This window comes from Pseudomonas siliginis, from assembly GCF_019145195.1.
GTDB lineage: Bacteria > Pseudomonadota > Gammaproteobacteria > Pseudomonadales > Pseudomonadaceae > Aquipseudomonas > Aquipseudomonas siliginis.
In genome coordinates this window covers 181449-207269 of record NZ_JAHSTW010000004.1, presented here as the reverse complement: position 1 = coordinate 207269, position 25821 = coordinate 181449, and the positions used below count along the sequence as shown (strand labels likewise).

24 protein-coding genes are annotated in these 25821 nt (G+C 60.1%); all 24 read right to left on the bottom strand.

The window, feature by feature from the left end; genetic code table 11:
* Position 1: 1 nt before the first annotated feature.
* The gene (locus tag KVG87_RS10530; protein ID WP_016771075.1) at positions 2-307 is read right to left on the bottom strand and encodes an STAS domain-containing protein; all 306 of its coding nucleotides are present in this window, start codon (positions 305-307) and stop codon (positions 2-4) included.
* Positions 308-498: 191 nt separating this feature from the next.
* Positions 499-948 carry a flagellar export protein FliJ gene (gene fliJ / locus KVG87_RS10525; RefSeq protein ID WP_016771076.1) on the bottom strand — a complete coding sequence of 150 codons (450 nt, stop codon included), beginning with the start codon at positions 946-948 and terminating at the stop codon, positions 499-501.
* A gap of 6 nt (positions 949-954) precedes the next feature.
* The gene (gene fliI, locus KVG87_RS10520) at positions 955-2313 is read right to left on the bottom strand and encodes a flagellar protein export ATPase FliI (RefSeq protein ID WP_016771077.1); all 1359 of its coding nucleotides are present in this window, start codon (positions 2311-2313) and stop codon (positions 955-957) included.
* Positions 2303-3109: a flagellar assembly protein FliH gene (fliH, locus tag KVG87_RS10515; RefSeq protein WP_217850625.1), complete on the bottom strand. Its 807-nt coding sequence runs from the start codon at positions 3107-3109 to the stop codon at positions 2303-2305. Before fliH ends, fliI begins: the two co-directional genes overlap by 11 nt.
* A 4-nt stretch (positions 3110-3113) precedes the next feature.
* Entirely contained in the window at positions 3114-4133 is a 1020-nt protein-coding gene (fliG, locus tag KVG87_RS10510) for a flagellar motor switch protein FliG (RefSeq protein ID WP_016771079.1), read from the bottom strand.
* Positions 4126-5913, bottom strand: a complete 1788-nt coding sequence (gene fliF / locus KVG87_RS10505; protein WP_217850623.1) for a flagellar basal-body MS-ring/collar protein FliF — start codon at positions 5911-5913, stop codon at positions 4126-4128. The genes fliG and fliF overlap by 8 nt, the downstream gene beginning before the upstream one ends.
* Positions 5914-5927: 14 nt before the next feature.
* The gene (fliE, locus tag KVG87_RS10500; protein WP_016771081.1) at positions 5928-6257 is read right to left on the bottom strand and encodes a flagellar hook-basal body complex protein FliE; all 330 of its coding nucleotides are present in this window, start codon (positions 6255-6257) and stop codon (positions 5928-5930) included.
* Positions 6258-6385: 128 nt separating this feature from the next.
* The gene (locus KVG87_RS10495; RefSeq protein WP_217850620.1) at positions 6386-7768 is read right to left on the bottom strand and encodes a sigma-54-dependent transcriptional regulator; all 1383 of its coding nucleotides are present in this window, start codon (positions 7766-7768) and stop codon (positions 6386-6388) included.
* A 5-nt stretch (positions 7769-7773) separates the two neighbouring features.
* A complete protein-coding gene (locus KVG87_RS10490; protein ID WP_130901143.1) occupies positions 7774-8985 on the bottom strand; it encodes a sensor histidine kinase in 1212 nt (403 codons plus the stop codon).
* Between the two features lie 110 nt (positions 8986-9095).
* Positions 9096-10571, bottom strand: a complete 1476-nt coding sequence (locus KVG87_RS10485; protein WP_041479014.1) for a sigma-54 dependent transcriptional regulator — start codon at positions 10569-10571, stop codon at positions 9096-9098.
* 172 nt (positions 10572-10743) lie between these two features.
* Positions 10744-11040, bottom strand: a complete 297-nt coding sequence (gene fliT, locus KVG87_RS10480; protein WP_016771085.1) for a flagellar protein FliT — start codon at positions 11038-11040, stop codon at positions 10744-10746.
* Between the two features lie 11 nt (positions 11041-11051).
* The gene (fliS, locus tag KVG87_RS10475) at positions 11052-11450 is read right to left on the bottom strand and encodes a flagellar export chaperone FliS (protein ID WP_041479013.1); all 399 of its coding nucleotides are present in this window, start codon (positions 11448-11450) and stop codon (positions 11052-11054) included.
* Between the two features lie 129 nt (positions 11451-11579).
* Positions 11580-13034 (bottom strand): flagellar filament capping protein FliD, encoded by a 1455-nt coding sequence (gene fliD / locus KVG87_RS10470; RefSeq protein ID WP_016771087.1) that lies wholly within the window; start codon positions 13032-13034, stop codon positions 11580-11582.
* An 82-nt stretch (positions 13035-13116) separates the two neighbouring features.
* A complete protein-coding gene (locus KVG87_RS10465) occupies positions 13117-13473 on the bottom strand; it encodes a flagellar protein FlaG (RefSeq protein WP_150742462.1) in 357 nt (118 codons plus the stop codon).
* 72 nt (positions 13474-13545) lie between these two features.
* Positions 13546-14406: a flagellin domain-containing protein gene (locus tag KVG87_RS10460; RefSeq protein ID WP_016771090.1), complete on the bottom strand. Its 861-nt coding sequence runs from the start codon at positions 14404-14406 to the stop codon at positions 13546-13548.
* Positions 14407-14648: 242 nt separating this feature from the next.
* Complete coding sequence (locus tag KVG87_RS10455; protein WP_217850617.1) at positions 14649-14915, bottom strand: hypothetical protein; 267 nt, start codon at positions 14913-14915, stop codon at positions 14649-14651.
* A complete protein-coding gene (locus tag KVG87_RS10450; protein ID WP_217850615.1) occupies positions 14912-16201 on the bottom strand; it encodes a motility associated factor glycosyltransferase family protein in 1290 nt (429 codons plus the stop codon). The genes KVG87_RS10455 and KVG87_RS10450 overlap by 4 nt, the downstream gene beginning before the upstream one ends.
* Positions 16202-16288: 87 nt before the next feature.
* A complete protein-coding gene (locus tag KVG87_RS10445) occupies positions 16289-17215 on the bottom strand; it encodes a ketoacyl-ACP synthase III (RefSeq protein WP_016771093.1) in 927 nt (308 codons plus the stop codon).
* 227 nt (positions 17216-17442) lie between these two features.
* Positions 17443-18495 (bottom strand): pseudaminic acid synthase, encoded by a 1053-nt coding sequence (pseI, locus tag KVG87_RS10440; protein ID WP_217850613.1) that lies wholly within the window; start codon positions 18493-18495, stop codon positions 17443-17445.
* A complete protein-coding gene (gene pseG, locus KVG87_RS10435) occupies positions 18488-19993 on the bottom strand; it encodes a UDP-2,4-diacetamido-2,4,6-trideoxy-beta-L-altropyranose hydrolase (protein WP_217850611.1) in 1506 nt (501 codons plus the stop codon). Before pseG ends, pseI begins: the two co-directional genes overlap by 8 nt.
* Positions 19990-20685 (bottom strand): pseudaminic acid cytidylyltransferase, encoded by a 696-nt coding sequence (gene pseF / locus KVG87_RS10430; protein WP_217850609.1) that lies wholly within the window; start codon positions 20683-20685, stop codon positions 19990-19992. Before pseF ends, pseG begins: the two co-directional genes overlap by 4 nt.
* Before the next feature lie 6 nt (positions 20686-20691).
* On the bottom strand, positions 20692-21855 hold the full coding sequence (gene pseC, locus KVG87_RS10425; RefSeq protein ID WP_217850607.1) for a UDP-4-amino-4,6-dideoxy-N-acetyl-beta-L-altrosamine transaminase: 1164 nt from the start codon (positions 21853-21855) through the stop codon (positions 20692-20694).
* Positions 21852-22853 (bottom strand): UDP-N-acetylglucosamine 4,6-dehydratase (inverting), encoded by a 1002-nt coding sequence (gene pseB, locus KVG87_RS10420; protein ID WP_217850604.1) that lies wholly within the window; start codon positions 22851-22853, stop codon positions 21852-21854. Before pseB ends, pseC begins: the two co-directional genes overlap by 4 nt.
* A gap of 28 nt (positions 22854-22881) precedes the next feature.
* The gene (locus KVG87_RS10415; protein ID WP_217850602.1) at positions 22882-25794 is read right to left on the bottom strand and encodes a glycosyltransferase family 2 protein; all 2913 of its coding nucleotides are present in this window, start codon (positions 25792-25794) and stop codon (positions 22882-22884) included.
* Positions 25795-25821: the final 27 nt, after the last annotated feature.

Genomic DNA, 25821 nt, shown 5'->3' with positions numbered 1-25821 from the left:
GTCAACTGATGTCGAAGAGTTTGTCGAAGTTGGAAATCGCGAGGATTTTCTTCACATCGGAGCTGCTGTTGACGACGCGGATATCCGACTCGTCGCCACCGGCGTGATCACGCAGCAGAAGCAGCATGCCCAGCGCGGAGCTGTCGAGGTAAGTAGCCTCTTTGAGATCGACCACGATGGATTCGGGTTTGTGTGGGAGCCGCTCATACGACTCGCGAAACTCCTGATGGCGACCGAAATCGAACCGGCCTTTGACGGCGATCGTGAGCTTTTTCTGGTCTGGAGAGACTTCTGTAACGACTGACATTGACTGGCTTCCTTGTCATTGACGAACCTGTACAAGGTTTAGCACCTGGATAGGGTTGGGGCAAGGCGCAACAGTGGAACAAGTGTGGGAGCGAGCCTGCTTGCGAAGGCATTCTGTCAGTTGACTACAGGATTGACTGACACGGCGCTTTCGCGAGCAGGCTCGCTCCCACAGGGGTTTGGCGGTGAGGTTTAGAAGGCATCACGCCTTGGCAACCGCTGCGACAGTTCATCCAGCAGCTTCTGCTCGCGCTTGTCTTCCAGGCGTTGCGCTTCATCACGATAGCGCTGCACCAGTTTGCGCAAGCCCTCGACGCGGGCGAATGCCTGTTGCCACTCTTCACGCGCCTTGTCGAGCTTGTTCTGGTGCCAGACCAGGCTCTGCCGTTGCTGGTCGACGGCGGTGTCGAGTTGCGCCAGGAAACCCTGAAAGCCCAGCAGCCATTGCCCGGTCACGCCGGTGCTGCCGCGCACGATCCATTGCTGCGAGTAATCCAGACGAAAGGCATTGAGGTCGGCCAGTTTGCTTTCGGCAACTTTGACCTGGCCCTGAAAGTAGGCGAGACGCTGCACGGCGGCTTTCTCGGCCTTCTCGGCCATGTCCACCACCGGTGCCAGGCGCGCAGCGCGGCTGACGGCCATGGCCGGTTACCCGCCCGCCGCAGGGGCGAACAGGGTTTCCAGATAGGCCTGGCTTTCACCCAGATTGATTTTGTCGTTGAGGCCCTGGCGCTGATACCTGACCAACTGCGGTTGCAGGGAAATCGCCAGATCGGTCTCGCGATCACCACCGGCCACATAGGCACCGACGCTGATCAGATCGCGGCTCTGCTGATAGCGTGACCACAACTGCTTGAAGTACTGCGCGCGCTGCATGTGATCCGGCGAAACCACCGCCGGCATCACCCGGCTGATCGAGGCTTCGATGTCGATCGCCGGATAGTGGCCTTCCTCGGCCAAGCGCCGCGAAAGGACGATGTGGCCGTCGAGCACGCCACGCGCCGAGTCGGCAATCGGGTCCTGCTGGTCGTCGCCTTCGGACAGTACGGTGTAGAACGCCGTGATCGAGCCACCGCCCTTCTCCGCGTTACCGGCGCGCTCCACCAGTTTCGGCAGTTTGGCGAACACCGAGGGCGGATAGCCCTTGGTTGCTGGCGGTTCGCCGATGGCCAGAGCGATTTCCCGCTGGGCCTGGGCGAAACGGGTCAGCGAGTCCATCAGCAGCAGAACGTTCTTGCCTTTGTCGCGGAAATACTCGGCGATGCGCGTGCAATACATTGCCGCGCGCATACGCATCAGCGGTGCGTCGTCCGCTGGCGAGGCGACCACTACCGAACGTTTGAGGCCTTCTTCACCGAGAATGTGTTCGATGAATTCTTTAACTTCGCGACCACGCTCACCGATCAGGCCGACGACGATGATGTCGGCCTCGGTGAAGCGGGTCATCATGCCCAACAGCACCGATTTACCGACACCGGTACCGGCGAACAGACCCAGACGCTGGCCACGGCCAACCGTCAGCAAACCGTTGATGCAACGGATGCCGACGTCCAGCGGTACGCTGATCGGATCACGGTTGAGCGGGTTGATTGTCGGGCCATCCATCGGCACCCAGTCTTCGGCCTTCATGCCGCCCTTGCCGTCCAGCGCGCGACCGGCGCCGTCGAGGACACGGCCGAGCATGCTCATGCCCATCGGCAAACGACCGGTGTCGGCCAGCGGCACCACGCGGGCGCCCGGGGCAATCCCGGCGACGCTGCCGACCGGCATCAGAAAGACTTTGCTGCCGGAAAAACCCATGACTTCCGCTTCCACCTGGGACGGGTGGTAGCTGTCGTCATTGATCACCATGCAGCGGGTGCCCATGGCGGCGCGCAGGCCTTCGGCTTCGAGGGTCAGGCCAACCATGCGCAGCAGCCGACCTTCAAGGATCGGCGCGCCGGCAATCTCGGTGGCCTCGGCATAGGTGCTCAGGCGCTTGGCGAAACTGGTCCGTTCAAGGCGCATCGCTGGCGTCCGCGCGCGGCTCGTCAGAGTCGACAGCCACTGGGGTGTCTTCGGGAATGTCCAGACTCAAGTCAGGCGCTGCCGGATGCAGAGCCTGCTCATGCAATTGGTCGAACAGCTTGGCCATAACCTGGGTCACCCGCGATTCGACGCTGGCGTCGATGCGGCTGTGCTCGGTTTCAACCCGGCAGCCGCCCGGCAACAGCGACTCGTCCTCGACGATGCGCCAGCTTTCTTCGTGGCGTTCGCGCAGGGCTTTGACCTGGGCGAAATCCTGCGGATTGACGTACAGGCGCACGTTTTCCACGCCCAGCGGCAACAGCTTGAGAGCATCGCGCATGACGTGTTCGATCTGCGTCGAGTCGATGGCCAGTTCGCGCTTGATCACTTGTTTGGTGATGTGCTGCACGAGGTCGACCAGCGACTTTTCAATCTGGGTGTCTTGCTCGGCGATCGGTTCGAACAGGTTGGCCATCAGCAGCTCAAGGCTGGCAATTTTCGCCGCGAGCGCTGTTTCGGCTTCCTGACGCACCTTCAGCGTGGTGCTGTGAAAACCTTCTTTTTCGCCGATGGCGAAGCCCTCGTTGTAAGCCTCCTGACGGATGCTTTCGAGTTCTTCCAGAGTCAGTGGCTGGACTTCTTCCAGCGGCACTTCTTCCATTTCCGGCGGTTCGGGCTCCGGTTCCGGCTCGGGTTCCGGTTTCGGCGGGTCGAAGCTGGGCAGCGCCCAGGATTCGAAACCACGAACATCGCGGGCGCGGATCAGATCCGTCACAGACTCGTCAGGCTTATCCATGGGCTTAGATCATTTCCTCGCCGCCCTTGCCACCGAGCACGATCTCGCCTGCTTCGGCCATACGACGGGCAATGGTGAGGATTTCCTTCTGCGCGGTTTCGACATCGCTGACGCGCACCGGGCCTTTCGCCTCGAGGTCGTCGCGCAACAGTTCGGCAGCACGCTTGGACATGTTCTTGAAGATCTTTTCCTTGACGCCTTCGTCCGAACCCTTGAGGGCCAGTACCAGCACGTCCGAAGACACTTCGCGCAACAGCGCCTGGATGCCACGGTCGTCGACGTCGGCAAGGTTGTTGAAGACGAACATGAGGTCTTCGATCTGACCGGACAGGTCTTCGTCGACTTCGCGGATCGAGTCCATGAGCTGGCCTTCGATCGAGCTGTCGAGGAAGTTCATGATGTCGGCCGCACGCTTGATGCCACCCAGGGTGGTGCGCGAGGCGTTCGAGTTGCCGGAGAACTGTTTCTCGAGAATCTGGTTGAGTTCTTTCAAGGCGGCCGGTTGCACGGTGTTCAACGACGAAACGCGCAGGATGATGTCCAGACGCACTTTATGGTCGAAGTTGCCGAGCACTTCACCGGCCTGATCCGGGTCGAGGTACGCGACCACGATTGCCTGGATCTGCGGGTGTTCGTAACGGATGACGTCAGCGACTGCGCGCGGCTCCATCCATTTCAGGCTGTCGAGGCCACTGGTGTTGCCGCCGAGCAGGATGCGGTCGATCAGGCCGTTGGCCTTGTCTTCGCCCAGGGCCTGAGTGAGCATCTTGCGTACGTAGTCGTCGGATCCGACGCCGAGGCTGGTCTGATCGCCGACGATGTCGACGAACTCGCTCATCACCTGCTCGACCTGTTCGCGATGGACGTTGCCCATCTGCGCCATGGCCACGCCGACGCGCTGAACCTCTTTGGGGCCCATGTGGCGCAGCACTTGCGCAGCATCGGTCGAACCCAGGGACAGCAGCAGAATCGCGGCTTTGTCGACCTTGGTCAGTTTGACGGTGGCGGCTCGGTTATCACTCATCTGCGTTAATCCACTCTTTCACGACCTGAGCCACGCGACCCGGGTCTTCAGCTACCAGACTCTTGATTGCATTCAGCTGCGCGTCATAACCCTCGCTCGGGCTCGGCAACAGAATGCTCTGCGGACCACCGAGGCTCACGCGGTCGTTGGCCAGTTCGCCGTCCAGGCCGCCCATGCCACCGAGTTCCACGTCGCTGCCCAGACCGGCCAGCTCCTTGCCTTTGCCACCGCCGGTGATGTTGTTGAGCACCGGACGCAGCACACCAAACACCAGCACAAGGATGAACAGCACACCCAGCACTTGTTTGACGATGTCCCAGAACCATGGCTGGGAGTAGAACGGAATATCGGCAATCACTTCGCCGCGTTCGGCGGAGAACGGCATGTTGATCACGCTGACGCTGTCGCCACGGCTGGCGTCAAAACCGACGGCGTCCTGCACCAGACGGGTGAAGCGCGCCAATTCGTCGGCGCTCCACGGCGCACGGCTGGTTTCACCGTTGGCCGGGTTGACCTTGACCTGATCGTCGACCACCACCGACACCGACAGGCGATTGAGACGGCCCTGTTGCTGCTTGGTGTGGCTGATCGAACGGTCGAGCTCGAAGTTCTTGGTCGATTGTTGACGCTTGTCCGCCGGGTACGGCGCGAGCATCGGCTGGCCGGTGGCCGGGTCCATGATCTGCTGGCCGTTGGCGTCAACCAGTGGCTGACCCGGCTGGATCATCCCGGCCGGTGCGGCGGTGCCACCGGTGGTCTGCGGCGCCGAGGCAGGCGACGGCGGCTGGTTGCTCAGGGCACCCGGCACACCTTGCGGACCATTGCTGGCGGTGCGTTGTTCGTTGACCGACTGCTCGCTGCGCAACGCCGGTTGGTCCGGGTTGAATTGCTCGGCAGTCGATTCGACGGCACTGAAATCGACGTCGGCCGAAACTTCAGCCTTGTAGCGATCGTTGCCCAGTACCGGTTGCAGAATGTTGTGCACGCGCTGGGTGAGCATGCTTTCCATGCGGCGGCTGTAATCGAACTGCTTGCCGGCCATGGTCATTTCCGAGTTCTCCGCCTGATCGGAGAGCAGGTTGCCCTTCTGATCGACGACGGTGATCTGCGATTTGCTCAACTCGGGCACGGAAGTCGCGACCAGGTTGATGATCGCCACCACCTGACCCGGCTCCAGCGAACGCCCGCTGTACAGCTCGACCAGTACCGAAGCGCTCGGCTTGCGCTCGTCACGGACGAACACCGAACTCTTCGGAATGGCCAGGTGCACGCGGGCACCCTTGACGTTGTTCAGGCTGGAGATGGTCCGCGCCAGTTCGCCTTCGAGGCCGCGACGATAACGGGTCGCTTCCATGAACTGGCTGGTGCCCAGACCCTGTTCCTTGTCGAGGATTTCGAAACCGATGTTGCCGTCGCTGGGAGTGACACCAGCGGCAGCGAGTTTCATCCGCGCACGGGACAGGTCGTCGGCCTTGACCAGCAAGGCGCCGGAATTGGGTTCTACGTTGTAAGGAATGTCAGCGGCGGCCAGGGTTTCCATGACCTGCTTGGCGTCCATACCGGCAAGGCTGCCGTACAGTGGACGGTAATCCGGCTGCTGCGACCACAGCACCACGGCAAAGCCAATCGCCACGCTTGCAGCCAGACCGACCAACAGGCCGACCTGACGCAGCACGGTCATCTGGGAAAGGTTTTCCAGAAAGGACAGGCCGAACAGCGGCGGTTTGCCGTCGATCGGGGTGGCCTTGGCCGGAACGTTATCAGCGACTGCTTCTGCCATGACTTATTTCGCCCTTAAACCGGCATCTGCATGATGTCTTGGTAAGCCTGGACCAGCTTGTTGCGCACCTGGGTCAGAGCCTGGAACGACACGCTGGCTTTTTGCGACGCAATCATGACGTCAGTCAGGTCGACACCGCTCTTGCCGATCTCGAACGCGTTGGCCAGTTGAGTCGACGCCTGCTGGGTATCGCTGACTTTATTGATCGCCTGACCGAGCATGTCGGAAAAGCTGCTGCCCGCGATTTCAGGGACAGCGGCAGTCGATTTACGCGCAGACATGGCATCCACTTTCATGGCCTGCATGTCCATCATCAACCGATTAAATTCAATACCTTGGCTCATGGTCTACTCTCTTGGGCGGCCCGCAATTTTTTGACACTCACTCGGCGGGTACACAGGTATTAGCAACAAGGGTGCCAGCTAGTGGGCACCCTTCTGAGAAAAGCATCTGGAATGTTTTGCAGCATCGATCAGGTGGCGAACAGATAGCCTTCGACGTCCATCCCGGCATCGCGCATTTGCGCCAGTTTGTAGCGCAGGGTGCGCGGGCTGATGCCGAGTTTTTCGGCGGCTTCCTTACGGCGGCCACGCTCGGCGCGCAGGGTGTCGATGATCATCTGAAACTCCCGGCGGCGCAGGTCATCGCCCAGCGCGCCGGAAGAATCCGCCTCGATTTCCACCTCGCGAATCACCGGTGCCGTGACCGGCAGCGACGCAAATGTCACCGCACCGCTCAGGCAAAAATCCTGCGGCTGAATCAAACCGCCTTGCTGCAGGATCAGCGCGCGCTGAATGGCGTTGTCCAGTTCACGCACATTGCCCGGCCACGGGTACGCGGTCAGACATGCTTGAGCTTCGGGGGACAGCTTCGCTGCTGCGTGCTTCATTTTATTGACGTGTTTGGCCAACAACTTTTCCGCCAGCGGCAAGATATCGGCAGTGCGCTCGCGAAGTGGACGCCAAGCCAGGGGGAAAACCGACAAGCGGTAAAACAGGTCTTCGCGGAAACGCCCCGCCGCCACTTCGCCGGCCAGATCACGGTTGGTCGTGGCGACCACGCGGATATCCAGACTGATCGGCTTGCGCGCGCCCACTCGCTCCACTTCCCGCTCTTGCAGGACGCGCAGCAACTTGGCTTGCAGGCCCAGGGGCATTTCGGAGATTTCATCGAGCAGAATGGTGCCGCCGTCCGCCTGCTCGAACTTGCCGGCCTGCGAGGCGATGGCGCCGGTGAACGAGCCCTTCTCATGGCCGAACAGTGTTGCTTCGAGCATGTTGTCGGGAATCGCCGCGCAGTTGATCGCAATAAACGGCTGGCTCGCCCGTCGCGATTGCTGGTGAATGTAGCGCGCCAGCACTTCTTTACCGGTGCCAGACTCGCCAGAAATCAGGACAGTCGAATCACTGCGCGCAACCCGTGCGGCCAACTCAAGCAACTGCGCACTGGCCGGTTCAACGGCGACGGGGCCTTCCGCTTCGCCAGCATCAATGCAGCCCAGCGCATGCCGCGCCACCAGATCGAGCAATGCTTTGGGTTCGAACGGCTTGACCAGATAATCCGCCGCACCCTGGCGCATCGCATCGACCGCACGCTCGACGGCGCCGTGGGCGGTCATCAATAGCACCGGCAATTGCGGTTGGCGCGCGCGCAGCAACGCGAGCAATTGGTGGCCGTCCATGCCCGGCATGTTGACGTCGCTGACCACCAGGCTGAAAGCTTGCTGCGCGACAGCCGTCAGCGCTTCTTCGGCGCTGCCGACGGCTTGATAGTCGTGGCCGGCGAGGAGCAGCGTATCGGCCAGCGCTTCGCGCAACGAACGGTCATCCTCGACCAGCAACACCTTGATGCCCATGACGTTTATTCAACTCCTTGTGCAGCGGAAAACAGCGGCAGACTGACCTGCACGCAAGTGCCGCGCCCGACTCGCGAACGCAGGGTCAATTCTCCCTGATGCGCACGCGCCACCGCTTTGACCACGGTCAGGCCGAGGCCGGTGCCGGTGACTTTGGTAGTAAAAAAAGGCTCGCCGAGGCGCGCCAAAACTGTCGGCTCAATGCCGCTGCCGCTGTCGCTGACACACAGACGCAGGGTGTTGCCTCTGGTGTAGCAATGCACTTTCAAACGCGCTTCGCCGGCGCTGGCCTGAATGGCGTTTTCAATCAGATTCAGCAATGCCCCGACCAGTGTGTCGCGGTTGCACAGCAGCTCACCGGCATGGCTGTCGCACTGCCAGCGAATTGGCAGATCCTGCACATGGGTCAACGCCGCTGCCTGCAGCGATTGCATCAAGGCATTGGGCGTAATGCGGTCGGTCAGCGGCAATTCACCGCGAGCGAACACCAGCATGTCGCGCACCTGATGTTCGAGTTCGTGCAGACGCTCTTTCAGGCGGCCGGCAAAGCGTTGCTGGGTTTCCACCGGCAATTGCTGCTCAGTCAAATGACTGGCGTAGAGCAAAGCGGCGGACAGCGGCGTGCGAATCTGATGGGCCAGCGAGGCAACCATGCGCCCCAGCGACGACAAACGCTCATGCCGTGCCAGTTGATCCTGAAGATGCCGGGTTTCCGTCAAGTCGTTGAGCAGCACCAACTGCCCCGGCTCGGCATCCAGCGAGCGGGTGGAAATCGACAGACGTCGACCGTTTTTCAAGGAGATTTCGTGACCGTCGTCTTCACGGGGAGCGAAGCAGCGTGCGATCACATGGCGCCAGAGTTCGCCCTCGAGTGGCGAGCCAAGCAGATCGATGGCGGCAGGATTGGCTTCGCGCACCAGACCGTGGCCGTCAATGACGATGACGCCGCCGGGCAACAGGTCGAGAAGGTTTTGCAGGCGATTGGCCAGGCGTTCTTTTTCCGCCAGTTCCTGCATGCGCTGGGCGCTGACCACGGCCAGCTCACCTTTGAGCTCGGTGACCCGCGCTTCGAGCAGGCTGTAGGAGTCGGTCAGCTGGCTCGACATCTGGTTGAACAGCTGGAAGGCCTGCTCAAGTCCCTGACGACTTGCCTGCTCTACGGACGAGGGTTGCCCCACGATATTGGAGGCAGAAGAGATCTGGGCGGCTTGGGGCATTGGGCTCTCTCGCTTGGCTGACCGTCAGTGAAACGGAACGTTGCGAGGGCTATAGCAATACCCGTGCCTAAAAAAAACCGCTTATAAATGAAGCGCTTGAAAAACAGGCGTCAATCATCCGCCTGTTCATCTCCTCCAGCCCGGCTCATGCCGTACTTGCGCATCTTCTCGACCAAGGTGGTGCGACGGATGCGCAGACGCTCAGCGGCGCGGGCAACAATGCCATTGGCATCGTCCAGCGCTTGCTGAATCAGGCCCTGCTCCAGACCACCGAGGTAGTCTTTGAGGTCGAGACCTTCCGGCGGCAGCAACGCGTTGGCGCTGAAGTCCGGCGTATGGCCGTTGATGGCCACGCGCTCTTCCAGATCGCTGCGCAGGCTGTCGACCATCTGCTCGTCTTCGTCGTCGACGTAGCGGAATTTCTTCGGCAACTCGACCACGCCAATCACCCCGTACGGATGCATGATCGCCATGCGCTCGACCAGGTTGGCGAGTTCGCGGACGTTGCCCGGCCAGCCGTGACGGCACAGCGACATGATCGCCGCCGAGTTGAAACGGATCGAACCGCGCTTCTCGTGCTCCATGCGCGAGATCAGTTCGTTCATCAGCAGCGGAATATCTTCGACGCGCTCACGCAGTGGCGCCATTTCGATCGGGAACACGTTCAGGCGATAGTAGAGGTCTTCGCGGAACGAGCCGATCTCGATCATGCTTTCGAGATTTTTGTGGGTCGCGGCAATGATGCGCACGTCGACGCTCTGGGTCTTGTTGCTGCCCACGCGTTCGAAGGTGCGCTCTTGCAATACGCGCAGCAGCTTGACCTGCATCGGCAGCGGCATATCGCCGATTTCGTCGAGGAACAGCGTGCCGCCGTTGGCCAGCTCAAAGCGCCCGGCACGGCTGGTGATCGCGCCAGTGAAGGCGCCCTTCTCGTGGCCGAACAGTTCGCTTTCGAGCAGCTCTGCGGGGATCGCCCCGCAGTTGACTGGTACGAACGGCGCGTCGCGGCGTTTGGAGTGATAGTGCAGGTTGCGCGCGACCACTTCCTTGCCGGTGCCGGACTCGCCGAGGATCAGCACGCTGGCGTCGGTGTCGGCCACTTGCTGCATCATCTGCCGGACGTGCTGAATCGCACGGCTGGTGCCGACAAGACTGCGGAAAAGATTGGGTTCGCGATGACGGCCGCGTTCGCGGGCCTGGTCGTACATTTCGCGATAGACCTGGGCGCGGTGCAGCGAATCGAGCAATTTGCTGTAGCTGGGCGGCATTTCCAGGGTCGACAGCACGCGGCGACGCTGGTCTTCAGGCAGGTCAACGGAAGAATTATCGCCCATTAACAAAACCGGAAGGAACTCATCCCAGGTTGCGAGTGTCTTTAGCAAGCCCAAAAGCGCGCCAGGAGCATTAACCGTCCCGATCAGTACGCAAATGACCTCACGACTAGACGACAAAGAGCCGACTGCCTGCTGCCAGTCATGGCTGCCGCAGGGTAAATTTTCTTCGCCAAGAAAATTTAGAATCACCGCCAGGTCGCGGCGGCGGACGCTATCGTCATCGATCAGCAGAATTTTGGTTTCACGCCACATGCAATAGCAACTTCCCTAGTCAACTCAATGCCCGAAAAATAAGGCAAGCGAGACGCTTGCAGGACACCATGTGCCTGTAGACGCCCTAAACCTGATAATAGCCACTAGTTAAGTCAAAAAACCGTGCACAGTCAAATTTATGGCGCACATGTCTGGTTTAACTGACGGTTAATCAACCAAACAGATGGTAAACCTTTGCAGCCTTTTGCGCTTGGGTGATCTGCGACATCTCGTTGGCTATCGCCTGCCGCTCGCCCATTGCCACCTCGAGAAGCTCTTTGTAGACGAATAGCAGCTCTTCAAGGTTATCGCGCAACGCAACTTCGTCCAGCGAAGCTTCCGCCATGACGTCTTCCATGCAGGAACGGCAAGCCAGATCCAGCTCACCAATGGCTTCCCAGTTTCGTTCGGCCAGAGCACCGACCAACGCTTCGCGGGTATCGGCTATTCGCTGCAATACAAGACTCATGGTGATCTCCTTCAGAACTGCGGAGCCGGCACGGGCGCGATGGCGTCCCAACCTTCTTTGACCGTGGTCAGCAGGCCGGCGACTTCGTCAAGTACACGGGGATCGCTGCTGATGTTCGCCTCGGCGAGGCGCTTCATCATGTAGATGTACAGGCCATCCAGATCAGCCAGCGCCTCTGCATTGTTTTCAAGATCGAGACCTTCGCGCAGGCCACTGACAATGCCGATGGCCTTGCTGATCGCCGTGCACTTGCCGGGAATATCCTTGCGCTCGATGGCGCCCTTGGCCTGCGCAATCCGGGCCAGGCCACCTTCCATCAACATTTGCACCAAACGGTGCGGGCTCGCTTCGGACGTCTGCGCATGAGCGCCGACTTTCTGGTACTGCCGAAGGGCTAACATCGGGTTCATGTTCTACCTCATTGCCACGTTGACTCGTATAACCAGTGTATCGCCAACCGGTCCGAAAACTTTAGATCAAAAGACAAAAACCCGGCGCACGCCGATAAAGCGTAGCCGGGTTTTTGTCGTTACTGACTGTTACTTCGCGGACTGCTGAGCGTTCAGCGAGCTGAAGAACGACGTGATGTTGCTCGCCGTTGCTTTCATCTGCCCTACCAGCAAGTCCATGGCGTTGTACTTGGCGGTCAACGTCTTGGTCAGGTTGGCGACACGCAAATCCAGCGCCAGCTGCTGGTTGGTTAGATTGCGTGTGTTGTTGTTCAGGATGGTCAGACGCTGGTCGAGCAAGCCGCTGGTAACCTTGCTACCCGCTGGAGCTTTGAGGTACGGATCAACCGCCGCCTTCATGCGCGCCAACAGACCGTTGGTATCGTCGGTCCCGGTGAACAGTTGCTGAACCTGGCCAGTCATGCCCGGCTGATCCATGGTTTTGTTGAACGCAGCGGTATCAAACGTCAGGTTACCGGTGTTGCGGTCGGTCATCACACCCAACTGCGACAACACCGCCAGCGGTCCGCCAGCGCCCACTGCCGTCAACTGCTCACGGATATCGGCAATCAACGAACGTGGCAGCGAGTCACCGGTGAAGGCTGCCTGCACAGTCAGTTTGCCGTCTGCGTCCGGCGTCGCCTTGGACAGCGTGTCAACGGTATTCTTCAGCGCATTGTAAGCGTCGACAAACGTCTGAATCGAAGTCTGCAACCCCTTGGTATTGGCATCGACGCTGATGACGGTCGGCGTGCCATTGAGCGGCGTTGCCGTGGTCAGATTCAAGGTCAGGCCACTGATCGCGCCGCTTACCGTGTTGCTCTTGCTGGTTACCGTCAGACCGTCGATGGTCAGCTCGGCATTTTGCGCAATGCCGTTGACCGCGCCCGAAGCACCAGCGGCCGGGCTGGTTCCCATCAGCTGGGTACCATCGATTTCCAGACCGGCAATACCGCTAACGGTCAGATCGGAACCTGCGCCGGTCTTGCTTGAGCTGATAACGAGGCGCGAGGAACCAGAGCTGTCGGTGACGATGTTGGCGGAAATGCCGTTGGCGCCCTGAGCCTTGTTGATGGCGTCACGGGTGGTCTGCAAGGTGGCATTGGCGGGGATGTCGACGTTGTAATCAGTGCCATTCTGACTGATTTTCAGGGTACCACTCGGAATGGCACTGGCGGCGCCGCCGGCAAAGGAAGCACTGGCGATTTTCGAGCCCGTGGCCAGCTTGTTCACCACCACATTGTATTTGCCCGCAACCGCGGTGCTATCGGAGGTGGCACTGAGAATATCGGTATTGCCCGACGTCGCCGCAAAGCCGGCAAACGCAGGGTTGGTCTTGCTGCTCAGGTTGGTCATCGCCGTCTGGAATGCGGTCAGCGCACTCTTCAACGAACCGACACCGGAAATCTTCAGGCTGTTGGTCTTGGTAGCAGTATCGATCTGCGTCTGCTTGGCAGACTTGTCGGCGTTGACCAGCGCGGTCACGATCGCGCCGATGTCCAGGCCGGAACCCAGTCCGGAACCCGGTAGAATTGGACTTGCCATGTACATCTCCCTTCAGATTGTTGCCATTCTTTTGACCGTTACACGCGTCCTGAGAATGGGCAAACACTATTCATGCCAGCTATCAGACTTTGGCGTCGAACAACACGTGGCTTGCATTGGCCAGGCTGTCTGCGAGCTTAAGGGCTTCGGCGGAGGGAATCTGTCGAACGACCTCACCCGTCTCGCTTGCGATCACCTTGACGATGACCTTGCCGGAATGCTCGTCGATCGAGAACTCCAGATTACGCTTGATCGACTGTACGAACTTTTCTATCTCTTGCACCGCCAGTTTCAACTTGGCGTCGTCCGTATCCTGTCTCTTGGCAGCGACCGGCGCTTCAGTCTTGGCAACTTCAGGCGTTGCTGACGGCTTGTCAGCGACCGGCGTTACTGGCTTGGGAGCCGGATAAGACACGTTAAGCTTTACGCTCATGTCCATGCCCATCACCTCTTAACGTAAAAAAGCGAGAGAGCACGACAAGCGCACTCCCCCGCTTAAACTTGTTCCGGATTACTGAAGCAGCTTCAGTACAGCGGAAGGCAGTTGGTTGGCTTGAGCCAGTACGGAGGTCGAAGCTTGCTGCAGAGTCTGCTGCTTGGTCAGGTTAGCAGTTTCTGCGGCGAAGTCGGTGTCCTGTACACGACCCTGAGCAGCGGTGGTGTTTTCAGTGATGTTCTGCAGGTTGGAGATGGTGCTGGTCAGACGGTTTTGCGAAGCACCCAGGCTGGCACGGGTTGCACCGATTGCAGCGATAGCGGCGTCGATTGCAGTGATCGCGTTGTCGATGTTCTGCGAAGCAGAACCAGCACCAGTACCCGAAGTACCGGTCAGAACTACAGTACCGCTACCTACCGACAGGCTGACGGCGTCGAACTTGGAGCTCAGTACCAGGTCGATGTGGTTAGCCGAACCGGTGTTTGCGCCAACTTGCAGGGTCACAGTACCAGCCGAACCGTCCAGCAGGTTTTTGCCGTTCAGGTTGGTAGCAGCCGAGATACGGGTGATTTCGTCAGACATCTGAGCGAATTCAGCGTTGGTAGCGGTCTGGTCAGCAGTGCCGTTGGTACCGTTACGAGCTTTAACAGCCAGTTCACGCATACGCTGCAGGATGTCGGTCGAAGCTTGCAGAGCGCCTTCAGCGGTCTGGGCAACGGAGATACCGTCGTTGGCGTTCTGGATGGCCTGGGTGTTACCGCGGATCTGCGAGGACATACGGTTGGAGATCTGCAGGCCAGCGGCGTCGTCTTTGGCGCTGTTGATTTTCAGGCCGGAAGACAGGCGCTGCATCGAGGTGGACAGAGCGTCGGAAGCGCGGTTCAGGTTTTTCTGAACGTTCAACGATGTGGTGTTGGTGTTTACTGTTAAAGCCATGACGAATTCCTCGTTGGTTGGGTACTGCGGCTTCCGGCCCTGGCAACCGCCGGGTATGGCCTAGAGAACCTTCGTAATAGTTATCGTCGGGTTTGCAGGTTGCTTGAGGGCTTTTTGAAAAAATTTTGCCATCACCACGCCACCCCCGAGAAAACAAAGACTTAGCAGCACATCCAGCGCGAAAAAATGACGTCATAAAACCGCCTGTAACGCAAAGCCGCGGGCCAGCGCTGCGCAGCGGTTCAGCGCCTGGCACTTTCCAGCAATTCAACCAGTTCGTATTCCATATAGTCGGCGAGGCCCAACCAGTCCTGGCGCTCCTGGGAATCGAGCATTTGCATGAGCACCTGCGCCCACGCCTGCTGGATATCCACTGAGGCAGACGACAGACATTGCTGGGCCTGTTCGAACACATCGACCATGGTCAACGCCGCCTCGACATCACGCCCCAGGCGAAACAAAGCCGCGCACTGGCGGCACTGATGCTGACTCTGGTTCAGCGCACTCATTGCACGAACTCCGGATTGAAAGCGGTCCCGGCAATCGATGCACCGGCGCGGCTGCTGTTGAGAAACTCGACCTGCGGATGCGCGGCGATATAACGCTCAAGCACACATAGATAGCCGCGAAAATTCAGCTGAGTGCTGACGCGCTGACCATGACCATCGCGCACCCAGTGCCGCGCCTGGGCCAGCGGCGGGCCTAAATCGCCGTCGTCCCAACCGGCGTGGGTCTTGTTCATCGGGAAGGCGAAGTCGGCGCCAAACAGAGTGATTCGACTCGCGCCCATTTTTACCGCGAGATCCACCGCCGGATGGATCACGCTACCGCCGACGTGCAGCTCGCCGCGTGGATACTGTTCCTTCAGCTCGGCATAGATCGGGCTGGCCGAATAGCCGCCATAGCGCTTGCCCTTCCATGCCTTCAATACCTGCGGATCGCTCATCGGCAGGTACACCAGCGTAATGCCGTCAGACGTCTCGAAGGGCAGATGCCGAAAGCCGATGCGCTGATCGATGCTCACCACCAGATCAGGCACGATGCCGTGCTCACGCAATGGCCGATAGGCCGTATCAACGCAGATGAACAACGGCCGCTCGGCACGCTGACGAATCGCCGCCAGACGCTCGAAATGCTGCTCCAGCGTCGGTCCGGTGGCGATCACGTAGATTTCACGTCCAGCGCAACTGCCGAACAGCTGCGCGACATCGTCATCGCCAAGCAACACCGGCAGACATTCCTGCACGCGTTGCTGGATTTCTGGCGACTGCGGATCGAAATCGCGGTTATTGAATGTCAGGTGCACTTCATTGATCAGCCGGTCGCGGATCTTCGCGTTGAAGTCATCGGCCAATAACATCTCCGCCGGCAGGGCAAAGAACGGGGTAAAAAGGTCCGGGTGATCACCCGCGTAAAACAGTTCAACCCGAGGATCCTGCAGCCACTGGCGCTGATCGAGCAACTGCAGCACCAGCGCAAAGAGCGCGCCATTGAGAATGTGTACGTACAGTTTTTCCAGGCCTGCGCGCTCGAGCAGCACGCCTGGCAAGTCGCCCAGGCCAGTGCCATAAACGTGAAGTTGCGGTTTTTCCGGCAGGCTCGCCGCCTGGATCTGCGCCTCATGCAGACGATCATGGCGACTGGTGAGCTGAATGCCGTCGACGCTCAGCGTCGAGCCCAGCCCTTGCACGAGTTCGGCCTGCACGGACGCGCTGTCTTCAGCCATCAATCGCTCGAACAGCGCCGGCCAGCGCCGTTGCAACACCTCGGCATTGGCTTGGAAAAACTCGCTCATGGCGCCTCGCGCTCCTTCTCGGGCAAAAAAATAGCGTTCAAGGTTAACCTTGAACGCTATTTTTGTATCAGTGCTTTTTGCTCGGGCTTACGGACGATAGATGATCGCCGAGCCCCACGACAGACCGACACCAAAACCGCTCAGCGCAACGCGCTGCCAGTCGGAATCAAGCACGTGTTTTTCCAATAGCAATGGAATGCTCGACGACACGGTGTTGCCGGTTTCGACCATGTCCTTGATGAACTTCTCCGGTTCGCCTTCAAAGCGTCGCGCCACGGCATCGACGATCGCCGCGCTGCCCTGGTGAATGCAGAATGCGTCGATGTCATCGGCCTTGAGATTGGAATCGTCGAGCAGCTCGTGCAAGTGCGCCGGGACTTTCAGCAATGCGAAGTTGAACACCTGACGACCGTTCATGAAGAACACGCCGTTGCTGACTTTCAGGTGCGGTGCGCCGGAACCGTCGGTGCCGAACTTGGCCTTGCCCAGCGCCCAGGTCGGGTTTTCGCCCATCCAGGTGGCGGTGGCGGCATCGCCAAACAGCATGGTGGTGTTGCGGTCTTCCGGGTCAACGATTTTCGAGTACGGGTCAGCGGTGATCAGCAGGCCATTCTTCAGGCCGGCGGCTTCCATGAAGCCCTTGATCGCGTAGATGCCGTAGACGTAACCGGAGCAGCCCAGGGAAATGTCAAACGCTGCCACATTGGTTGGCAGACCGAGTTTGTCCTGCACGATTGCAGCGGTGTGCGGCAGGCCTTCTTCATCACCATTCTGGGTGACGACAATCAACGCGTCGATCGATTCACGCTTGAGTTCAGGATTGCTGGCAAACAGCGCATTGGCCGCTTCCACGCACAGATCGGAAGTTTCCTGTTCAGCGTCTTTGCGCGGCAGGAACGCCGAACCGATCTTGCCAAGGATGAACTCTTCATCCTTTTCGAATTTTGCACCTTGTGCGTAATTGTCCACGCCGGCTACAGGAACGTAGCTCGCAATGCTTTTTATGCCAATCATTACGGCTTCCCAATAAAAAACAGCCCAAAACCACCGCTCGCAAGGATTCGAGGGGCGCCGACAAACAGAAAACGGCCGCCACAACGGGCAGCCACGGGAAGCGCAAAGGGCTATCACTGGAACCGCAAAACGGGCCAGGCGCCATCTCCCCGGTCAATACAATACAGTGAAGATGCGCGTTATGACTCGCAGGTCACGCTATTTTGCCGAATCGATGGCAGATTGGCCTATTCGACCAGCGACCAGTCCAGCGGCGTACCGCGCTTGATTGCGGTGCGCGCGCGGCATCCGAGGACGGCATCGGTGTGCTTGGGCGGCAGACCGAGACCGGGACGAATGGCGCGCAGATTGTCGCCAGTAAAGGCTTCACCGGCGGCCATGTCAGCGGTGACATACAGCGAGCGGCGATAGACCAGCGACTTGCGCTCGGCCTCGGTCGGACCGTACTGAACATGCCCCATGGCCTGCCAGGCACGCTCGGTTTCGACGACCAGACTGGCCAGCTCCGCAGGCTCCAGGGAGAAACTCGCGTCCACGCCACCGGCCGAACGATCAAGGGTGAAGTGTTTCTCCACCACCGTCGCCCCCAGCGCCACCGCTGCCACCGACACGCCAACGCCCATCGAATGATCTGACAGCCCGACCTCGCAACCAAACAACTCACGCAGATGCGGGATCGTGCGCACATTGCTGTTGAGTGGCGTGGCCGGATAAGTGCTGGTGCACTTGAGCAACACCAGATTCTTGCACCCGGCCTCGCGTGCGGCACGCACGGTTTCATCCAGCTCAGCAATACTCGCCATGCCGGTGGAGATGATCAGTGGTTTGCCGGTCGCTGCCACTCGACGGATCAACGGCAGATCGGTGTTTTCAAAACTGGCAATCTTGTACGCTGGCACTTCAAGGCTTTCGAGAAAATCCACCGCGCTGTCATCGAACGGCGTCGAGAACGCGAGCATCCCCAACTCCTTGGCCCGAGCAAAAATCGGCGCGTGCCACTCCCACGGTGTGTGAGCTTTTTCGTAGAGATCGTAGAGCGACGTGCCGGCCCACAGACTGCCCGGATCCTTGATGAAGAATTCACCTTCAGCCAGATCCAGGGTCATGGTTTCGGCGGTGTAGGTTTGCAGCTTCAAGGCATGCGCCCCGGCCTTGGCCGCCGCCTCGACGATTTGCAGAGCGACGTCGAGAGACTGGTTATGGTTGCCGCTCATCTCAGCAATGATGAACGGCGGAGCATCAGCACCGATGGTGTGGTGGCCAATCTTGAAACTAGACATGCGGGTGATCCTTCAAAACACGGCTGAACGCACAGGTTTCCTGGATGAACCCGGCGTCGCGGAAGACTTTCAATGAAGACTGATTGGCGGGCATGACCCGCGCAGTGATGCGCGTCAATTGCGGCCAGTGCGCAGCGATAAACGCTTCGCCACGGCTGAGCACTGCCCTGCCCCAACCGAGGCCGAAACGCCCCTCCAGCAGATAGATCGACACTTCGGCTTCGAATCCTCGCAAGTCGTAGCGCAGCACCCCGACCGGACCATCATCCGCCTCGGCGATCAGCAGCAACCGTTGCGGGTTGCGCAGGGTCGCTGTCAGCCAGTTCAGATGCTGAGTCCAATCGATCACACCGGTTTCCAGCGACCAGCGCCGTACCGCTTCGGCATTGCGCCCATCGAACAGCAACTGCGCATCGTCCAGCGTCGCCGGACGCAGTTTCAGCACCGCCCCGGCCAGCGCCGCCGCCACGCGTGCGGCACCGCGTCCGTCGACCAGTTGCCGCGAGCGCTCGGCGAGGCTGCGGCGCAAAAAATGATTGTTCACGACGAAGCCGACCGCATCACGCAACTGCTCGACGCTGACCTGCTCGCGGGCGCCCATGAACACATGCGCACCGGCAGCGGCCATGACTTCGCCATTGGCCTGCTGATTGTTCGCCACAGCGATGCAGATGGTCGGCAAACCCAGCGCCGCGCGCTCCCAACTGGTGCCACCGCCGGCGCCGATAAACAGATCCGCTTCAGCCATGCGTTGATGGAAATCGCTGACGAAACTGTGCAGGCGCCAGTTCGGTCGCGTCTCGGCCAACGCTTGCATCTGCGTCCACGCCGGGTTGTCGGCGCCAGCGACGAAATCCACCTGCAACTCAGCGAAATCAGCCAGCGCCAGCATCGCGTGGTGAGTCTGCCTCGCCGCGTCGAAACCGCCGAAATTCACCAGCACGCGGCGGGCGTTCGGTTTGATCTCGATGGCATCGCAGTTGAATTCTTCGCGCAGCATGGCGTAGCGCGGGCCGAGCAAGGTGCGACAGCCTGGCGGCAGCAGCGGCGCGTAGTTTTCGCTAAGACCGGACAGGTTCTGATTGAGCAGCAGATCGACGCTGTAGCGCCGCGTGGCCAGATCATCCACGGCGGCGATTCGATGCGTCCAGCGCCGGGCCGCGGTTTGCCAGTGATGATCGAGGCCGTAATGGTCGACGATGATCCAGTCGAACGGTGCCTGCCCATCCAGCAGCAGGCCCAGTGCATCAATATCGAACTGCCACGGCAACATCGATTCGATGGCCTGCAGCGGGTCTTCGTCGCGATAGCGCTCGGGCAGTGCAAAGGTCTCGAAGCCTTCGGCATTCAAGGCTTCGAGTCGATGCCCCGGCAACCGCCGACAGGCAAATGCAACATGACTGCCCTGCCCGCGCAGCATCCGCGCCAGGGTCAGGCAACGGGCGATGTGGCCGCTGCCGATGGTTGGCGACGCGTCGGCGCGGATCAGCACTCTCATTGCAGTTCTCCGCCGGCTCTGAGTGCGGCGTACAGATATTCGGCGCGCTGCCAGTCTTCGGGCGTGTCGATGTCCTGGACCAGATGACGCGGCAGGATCACCGGCAGGCTCGCTGGCGAGAACAGCGTCTCGCCACGCAACCACGCTTCGCTGCGCCCCCAGTAAAACTGCCCGGCATCCTGAAATGCTTCGGGCAGATCCTGCGAACGGGTGGTACGAAATTCGGGGTACAAAGACGTCAACGCGCCCTCCTCGTCGAGGGTCAGTGCGCGCTGCACCGGGAAACCGAAGCCGCACACCGAAAAGGCAAACGACTTGTGCGGATGCTGCTTGAGCAAATCCAGACCCTGACGCAGATAACGCGCCTGCAACAACGGCGCGGTCGCGTACACGCAGCAGGCGTAATCGAACGTCGGCAATTGCTGCAAGGCATGCACGATCACCGCAGCGGTACCGGTGAAATCATCGGCCAGATCGGCCGGTCGCATGAACGGCACTTCAGCGCCATGTGCTCGTGCGACGTCGGCGATTTCGTCATCGTCGGTGCTGACCACAACGCTCTCGAACAGCCCTGACTCCAGCGCCGTGCGAATCGAGCGGACAATCATCGATACGCCGTCGAACGGTTTGAGATTCTTGCGCGGAATGCGCTTGCTGCCACCACGGGCGGGGATGATCGCGACGCAGCTCACGATGCTTTACTCCTCAAGCAGCAGCCGACGCAGTTGCTCGACCACCTGATCCTGTTGTGCCTCACTGAGCAAAGGGAACAGCGGCAAGCTGATCGCTTCGGCGTAATAGCGCTCGGCCTCGGGGAAATCGCCCTCGGCAAAGCCCAGCTCTCGATAGTAAGGCTGCAAGTGCACGGGAATGTAGTGCAGATTGACGCCGATGCCAGCGCTGCGCAAACCTTCGAACACCTGGCGATGACTGAGGTTGCAGCGCTCGGTCTGCACGCGCACCACATACAGGTGCCACGCCGAATCGGCTTCCGGCTGCGCGCTCGGCAAGGTCAGCGGCAGGTAAGCAAGCAACTGATCGTAACGTGCCGCCAGTTCGCGCCGACTTGCGACAAACTCATCCAGTTTGCGCAGTTGCGACAGACCCAGCGCCGCCTGCAGATCGGTGATCCGATAATTGAAACCCAACTCGATCTGCTGGTAATACCACGGCCCGTGGCTGGGCTCGGTCATGTGTTGCGGATCGCGGGTCATGCCGTGGCTGCGCAGGCGTCGCAGACGTTCGGCCAGCGCCGGGCGATTGGTCAGGACCATGCCGCCCTCGGCGCTGGTGATGATTTTCACCGGGTGGAAACTGAACACCGTCATCGCCGCGAATTCGCCACAACCAACCGGGCGCCCGGCGTAGCTGGCGCCCACGGCGTGCGAGGCGTCTTCGATCACGGTGAAGTTGTAGCGCACCGCCAGGTCGGCAATCTTGCGCATATCGCAGCTCTGCCCGGAGAACGCGACGGCGACCAGGACTTTCGGCAGCGTGCCGTCGCGTTCGGCCTGTTCGAGCTTGGCTTCAAGGGCAAAGGCATCGAGGTTCCAGGTCAGCGGATCGATGTCGACGAAATCAACGTCAGCGCCGCAATAACGCCCGCAATTGGCCGAAGCCAGAAACGTATTCGGCGAGGTCCACAAGCGATCGCCCGGCCCCAGGTCAGCGGCCAGACAAGCAATGTGCAGCGCCGCCGTGGCATTGCACACCGCCACGGAAAAATCGGCCTGGCAACGCGCGGCCATGGCCTGTTCGAAGCGTTCGATGGTCGGCCCCTGGGTCAGCCAGTCCGATTGCAGCACCTCGACCACCGCATCGATGTCCGCCTGATCGAGGCTCTGCCGACCGTAAGGAATCATACCGACAGCTTCGCGTGCAGATCGGCGATCTGCCCCACCGAAAGGAAATGTGGGTTGGTGTCCGAGCGATACTCGAAATCCTCGTCCACGGCACGGCCACGTTCACCGAGTCTATCGACGGCGAAATCGACGTCGACGCTGGTAAAACGAATCGACGGCTGAATCGTGTAATGGTCTTCAAACTCAAGGGTCATGCGCGCATCGTCCAGCGGCACCATCAGTTCGTGCAGCTTCTCACCGGGACGAATGCCGACGTTCTTGTGTGGCAGATGCTCGGCCATACCGCGCGCCAGATCGACGATGCGGATCGACGGAATTTTCGGCACGAACACTTCGCCGCCATGCATCCGCGCGAAACTATCAATGACGAACTGAACGCCGTGATCGAGGGTGATCCAGAACCGCGTCATGCGCTCGTCGGTGATCGGCAATTCTTGCGCGCCGTCAGCGATCAGCTTGCTGAAGAACGGCACCACCGAGCCGCGCGAGCCAGCGACGTTGCCGTAGCGCACCACGGCGAAACGGGTCTGCTGCTCGCCGGCAATGTTGTTGGCGGCGACGAACAATTTGTCCGAAAGCAACTTGGTCGCGCCGTACAGATTGATCGGGCTGGCCGCCTTGTCGGTGGACAGCGCGACGACTTTTTTCACGCCGTTATCGATCGCAGCGGCGATGATGTTTTCCGCGCCGTTGACGTTGGTGCGGATGCATTCGGTCGGGTTGTACTCCGCCGCCGGCACCTGCTTTAACGCGGCGGCATGCACGACGTAATCGATGCCGCGCATCGCCTGCCGCAAGCGCTCGGCGTCACGCACGTCACCGATGAAATAACGCATGCACGGCGCGTTGAAGGTCTGCTGCATCTCGTACTGTTTCAGCTCGTCGCGGGAGAACACCACCACACGCTTGGGCTGGTATTGCTCCAGCAAGCGACGGATGAAGTTGCGCCCGAACGAGCCGGTGCCGCCGGAGATGAAGATCGATTTACCGTTGAACATTTTGTCAATTCCGTCCCTGTCGCCAGGCTTAAGCGAGCAACTGTGCCCAGTCCAGTGAAGCATTGTCATCGAGCACGAAGCCTTTGCCCTTCAGGCTCAGGTTCGCGTTGTAGGCCTGATCCTGAACGAATGCCGCCGGCCATTTTTCGCGCAGGGCCAGCAGCGCTTGCGGGGCGTCAGGCATACCGCCCTGATGGATGACTTGCACCGCCGGAGTCCATACCGTCAGATAACCGGCCTGCCCGGCGCTCAGGCACAGATCGACATCACCGAAGCCTTCGGCAAATGTGCTTTCGTCCAGACCGCCGAGCGCCTCGTACAGCTCTTTGCGGACCATCAGGCACACGCTCGATACCGCCGAGTAGTTTTGTTCCACCGCCAAGCGGTGCAGGTAACCGTCGGCATCGTGATCTTCACCAACGAAGGGCGAATCGACCCCGCCGTTCAGGCCCAGGATCAATCCCGCCTGGCTGATCTTGCGATCACGGTCGATCAGTTTCGGCCCGACCACGCCAACCTCTGGGCGCAGAGCATGGTTGAGCAAAGAGTCGAGCCAGTTCGGATTGACCACTTCCGCATCGGCGGCGAGCAGCACCAGGTACTCGCCCCGCGCCTGACGACTGGCCGCGTTGAACAATCCTGCTTCGCTCAACGTCCGATCAGTACGCAGCACCTGCACTCTGGAGTGCTTGTAAGTGCCGAGCCAGTCATTGATCTCAGCCGTCTGATCCGCAGTGGTGGCGATCAGCACTTCATAGTGATGGTAACGGGTACGCAGCAACACACCTTCAAGGCAACGTTGCAGCACCGCCAGATCGCTGCCCGCCGGAATAATGATCGACACCAGCGGACGATCACTGTGGTGGTAGTCGATCTGGTAAACCCCCGGGACCGCTGACGTCACTTTGGCCTTGTAGCCGCGATTGCCCAGATGGCGCAGCAGTGCCAGGCGCTCGTCAGCATTCTCGACCAGCTCTGCTGCCTGGCTGATCAACAGCGGCTCGTCGAGGTGAGCCAGGCTGTTGAGGCCGTATTCTTCGATAAGACGCAGCAGCACATCGAGCTCCAGTGCCTGACTGAAATCAGCGCGATAGCCGCCGATTTCGACCAGCGCATCGCGCCGTACCAGCCAGTGCCGCGCCATCAGCGTTGGCAGGCTCAGCAGCAGATCAAGGTTGAAGCCCGGCCGGAACACGTCGGTCAGGGCACCGTTTTCCTGACGCTGGATTTCGTCGGTGGATACCGCGCGGCAATCGCCGGCGTTCATCAACTCCAGGCTGGCGCGCAACAATCCGCTGGCAGTGAACTCATCACCGGCTTCAGCCAACAGCAGCCAGTCACACGGCGATTGACGAGCGCTTTGATTGAGCTTGTCGATCAGATTGCCCGCGGTCACTCGGACAAAATGCAGGGTGTTCTGTGCCGTGGTCGCGGCGGGCGCTTCGCCGGTGGTGAACACGACAATGCGGAAGGCCTTGCACTGTCCTTCCAGCAAGCTGTCGAGAGACACCTGAAGCTTGTCGATGTCGTCGTCCAGATCCAGCAGGAAAATGCCGAACTGCGGCCCACCGCCATTCACCGCCAGATGTTGGCCGATTGCCTCAAGGTGAGCGCCGGGCGCACGTGCGGCCAGCCAGTTGAGCAGGCGACCGGACTGCATCTTGTCCATGACCGCATGATGGTCATCGACGGTCAACGCTTCGAGACGCTCGATCCAGGCCTGCATCGCTTGCGCTTCTTCGGCTTGGCCCATCGCAGTCAGCTGAGCCGCCAGCCGCTTGATCACGGTGCGATTGAACGCATTGAGATCGTGAGCCTGCCACAACCGGTCGAGAACGCTTTCCGGGGTGTCGTTGTTGCGTGCTTGCAGCAAGTGCGCCTGACGGGTCCAGACGCCCTCCAGGCCTTCAAGTTGGATGCGCCCCGCCGGCATGGCGTGCAGCATGAATTCGAACTGCGCCAGGCGGTCGAAAAACGCCTCGTTGTAGAACGGCATTTCCACGTACTGCAAAGGCCCGAAACGGCGATCCGGGTACTTGAGCTCCTGATTCCAAGTGGACTGGATGATCAGTTCCCCGGTCAGCGCTCGATTCGATTGCAGGCTGTCGACCATTGCCTCGAAGCTTTGCAGGGCAAGCGCTTTGCCCTGCTCGGCGTCCAGCCCTTTGAGCTGGGTTGGCAGCGCGGCAAGGAACTCGGCAAAGGCTTCACGCTCGGCCACCGATTTGGCATCGACGTAGGTCAGCGAGTGATACACCTCGGTGCTGTGTTCGGAGGCACCGTAGTTGATCTCCCGAACCACATAAGGGATCGGCAGAATCCGTGCTTTGGCACTGGCCAGCAGGAAATAGACATGGCCGATTTCCTGCCACTGGAAGCTGGTGCCAGGTGGCAATGCCGAGTGCCAGGTCTTCATCAGATCAGTACGGGTCACCGCATAGAACGGCGGGATGTACTGGCTCATGTAATCGATGACCCGCTCCTGAGCCTGTTCGGAGCAGTAGTCTTCCTGGACCTTTTTGTCGCGGCGGTAGTAGCTGACGCCACCGGCCAGCGTCAGGTACATCAGGCAGTAGCCGTGGCACATGCCGTAATCCGGATTGGCCTGCAGGAAACCCATGGATTCGGCCAATGAATCATGCAGGATGAAGTCGTCATCGGCCGCCAGCACCATGTACGGCGTGGTCAGTTGCTCGACACCATAGGCCAGTTTGGCCTGCATCCCCCAGTACGCGAATTGCGGCACATGATGGTAATCGACGGCGGAAAAATCGCCTTCCGGACGTTCCGGCGAGGAGTCGAGCACCATGATCTTGCAGGGCAAGTCGCTGTAATACTTCACAGCCCGACGCAGGAACGCCGGTCGGTTGTGGGTAATCAGCACCACCGTCAACAGCTCATCAAGCGGTAGCGTCAGTTCAGAACTGTACTTGCCTTGCATAACTTCTCTCCACAACCGGCGACTCGC

Coding starts and splice junctions, on each gene's coding strand:
- KVG87_RS10490 (WP_130901143.1), bottom strand. CDS start 8,985: ATGCCCCAAGCCGCCCAGATCTCTTCTGCCTCCAATATCGTGGGGCAA.
- pseG (WP_217850611.1), bottom strand. CDS start 19,993: ATGAGAGTGCTGATCCGCGCCGACGCGTCGCCAACCATCGGCAGCGGC.
- pseC (WP_217850607.1), bottom strand. CDS start 21,855: ATGATTCCTTACGGTCGGCAGAGCCTCGATCAGGCGGACATCGATGCG.
- pseB (WP_217850604.1), bottom strand. CDS start 22,853: ATGTTCAACGGTAAATCGATCTTCATCTCCGGCGGCACCGGCTCGTTC.
- KVG87_RS10450 (WP_217850615.1), bottom strand. CDS start 16,201: ATGAGCGAGTTTTTCCAAGCCAATGCCGAGGTGTTGCAACGGCGCTGG.
- KVG87_RS10415 (WP_217850602.1), bottom strand. CDS start 25,794: ATGCAAGGCAAGTACAGTTCTGAACTGACGCTACCGCTTGATGAGCTG.
- KVG87_RS10445 (WP_016771093.1), bottom strand. CDS start 17,215: ATGATTGGCATAAAAAGCATTGCGAGCTACGTTCCTGTAGCCGGCGTG.
- pseI (WP_217850613.1), bottom strand. CDS start 18,495: ATGTCTAGTTTCAAGATTGGCCACCACACCATCGGTGCTGATGCTCCG.
- fliS (WP_041479013.1), bottom strand. CDS start 11,450: ATGAACCCGATGTTAGCCCTTCGGCAGTACCAGAAAGTCGGCGCTCAT.
- fliF (WP_217850623.1), bottom strand. CDS start 5,913: ATGGCAGAAGCAGTCGCTGATAACGTTCCGGCCAAGGCCACCCCGATC.
- KVG87_RS10485 (WP_041479014.1), bottom strand. CDS start 10,571: ATGTGGCGTGAAACCAAAATTCTGCTGATCGATGACGATAGCGTCCGC.
- fliI (WP_016771077.1), bottom strand. CDS start 2,313: ATGCGCCTTGAACGGACCAGTTTCGCCAAGCGCCTGAGCACCTATGCC.
- fliE (WP_016771081.1), bottom strand. CDS start 6,257: ATGAGCCAAGGTATTGAATTTAATCGGTTGATGATGGACATGCAGGCC.
- fliH (WP_217850625.1), bottom strand. CDS start 3,109: ATGGATAAGCCTGACGAGTCTGTGACGGATCTGATCCGCGCCCGCGAT.
- fliG (WP_016771079.1), bottom strand. CDS start 4,133: ATGAGTGATAACCGAGCCGCCACCGTCAAACTGACCAAGGTCGACAAA.
- fliT (WP_016771085.1), bottom strand. CDS start 11,040: ATGAGTCTTGTATTGCAGCGAATAGCCGATACCCGCGAAGCGTTGGTC.
- KVG87_RS10530 (WP_016771075.1), bottom strand. CDS start 307: ATGTCAGTCGTTACAGAAGTCTCTCCAGACCAGAAAAAGCTCACGATC.
- fliD (WP_016771087.1), bottom strand. CDS start 13,034: ATGGCAAGTCCAATTCTACCGGGTTCCGGACTGGGTTCCGGCCTGGAC.
- fliJ (WP_016771076.1), bottom strand. CDS start 948: ATGGCCGTCAGCCGCGCTGCGCGCCTGGCACCGGTGGTGGACATGGCC.
- KVG87_RS10455 (WP_217850617.1), bottom strand. CDS start 14,915: ATGAGTGCGCTGAACCAGAGTCAGCATCAGTGCCGCCAGTGCGCGGCT.
- KVG87_RS10465 (WP_150742462.1), bottom strand. CDS start 13,473: ATGGACATGAGCGTAAAGCTTAACGTGTCTTATCCGGCTCCCAAGCCA.
- KVG87_RS10460 (WP_016771090.1), bottom strand. CDS start 14,406: ATGGCTTTAACAGTAAACACCAACACCACATCGTTGAACGTTCAGAAA.
- KVG87_RS10495 (WP_217850620.1), bottom strand. CDS start 7,768: ATGGGCATCAAGGTGTTGCTGGTCGAGGATGACCGTTCGTTGCGCGAA.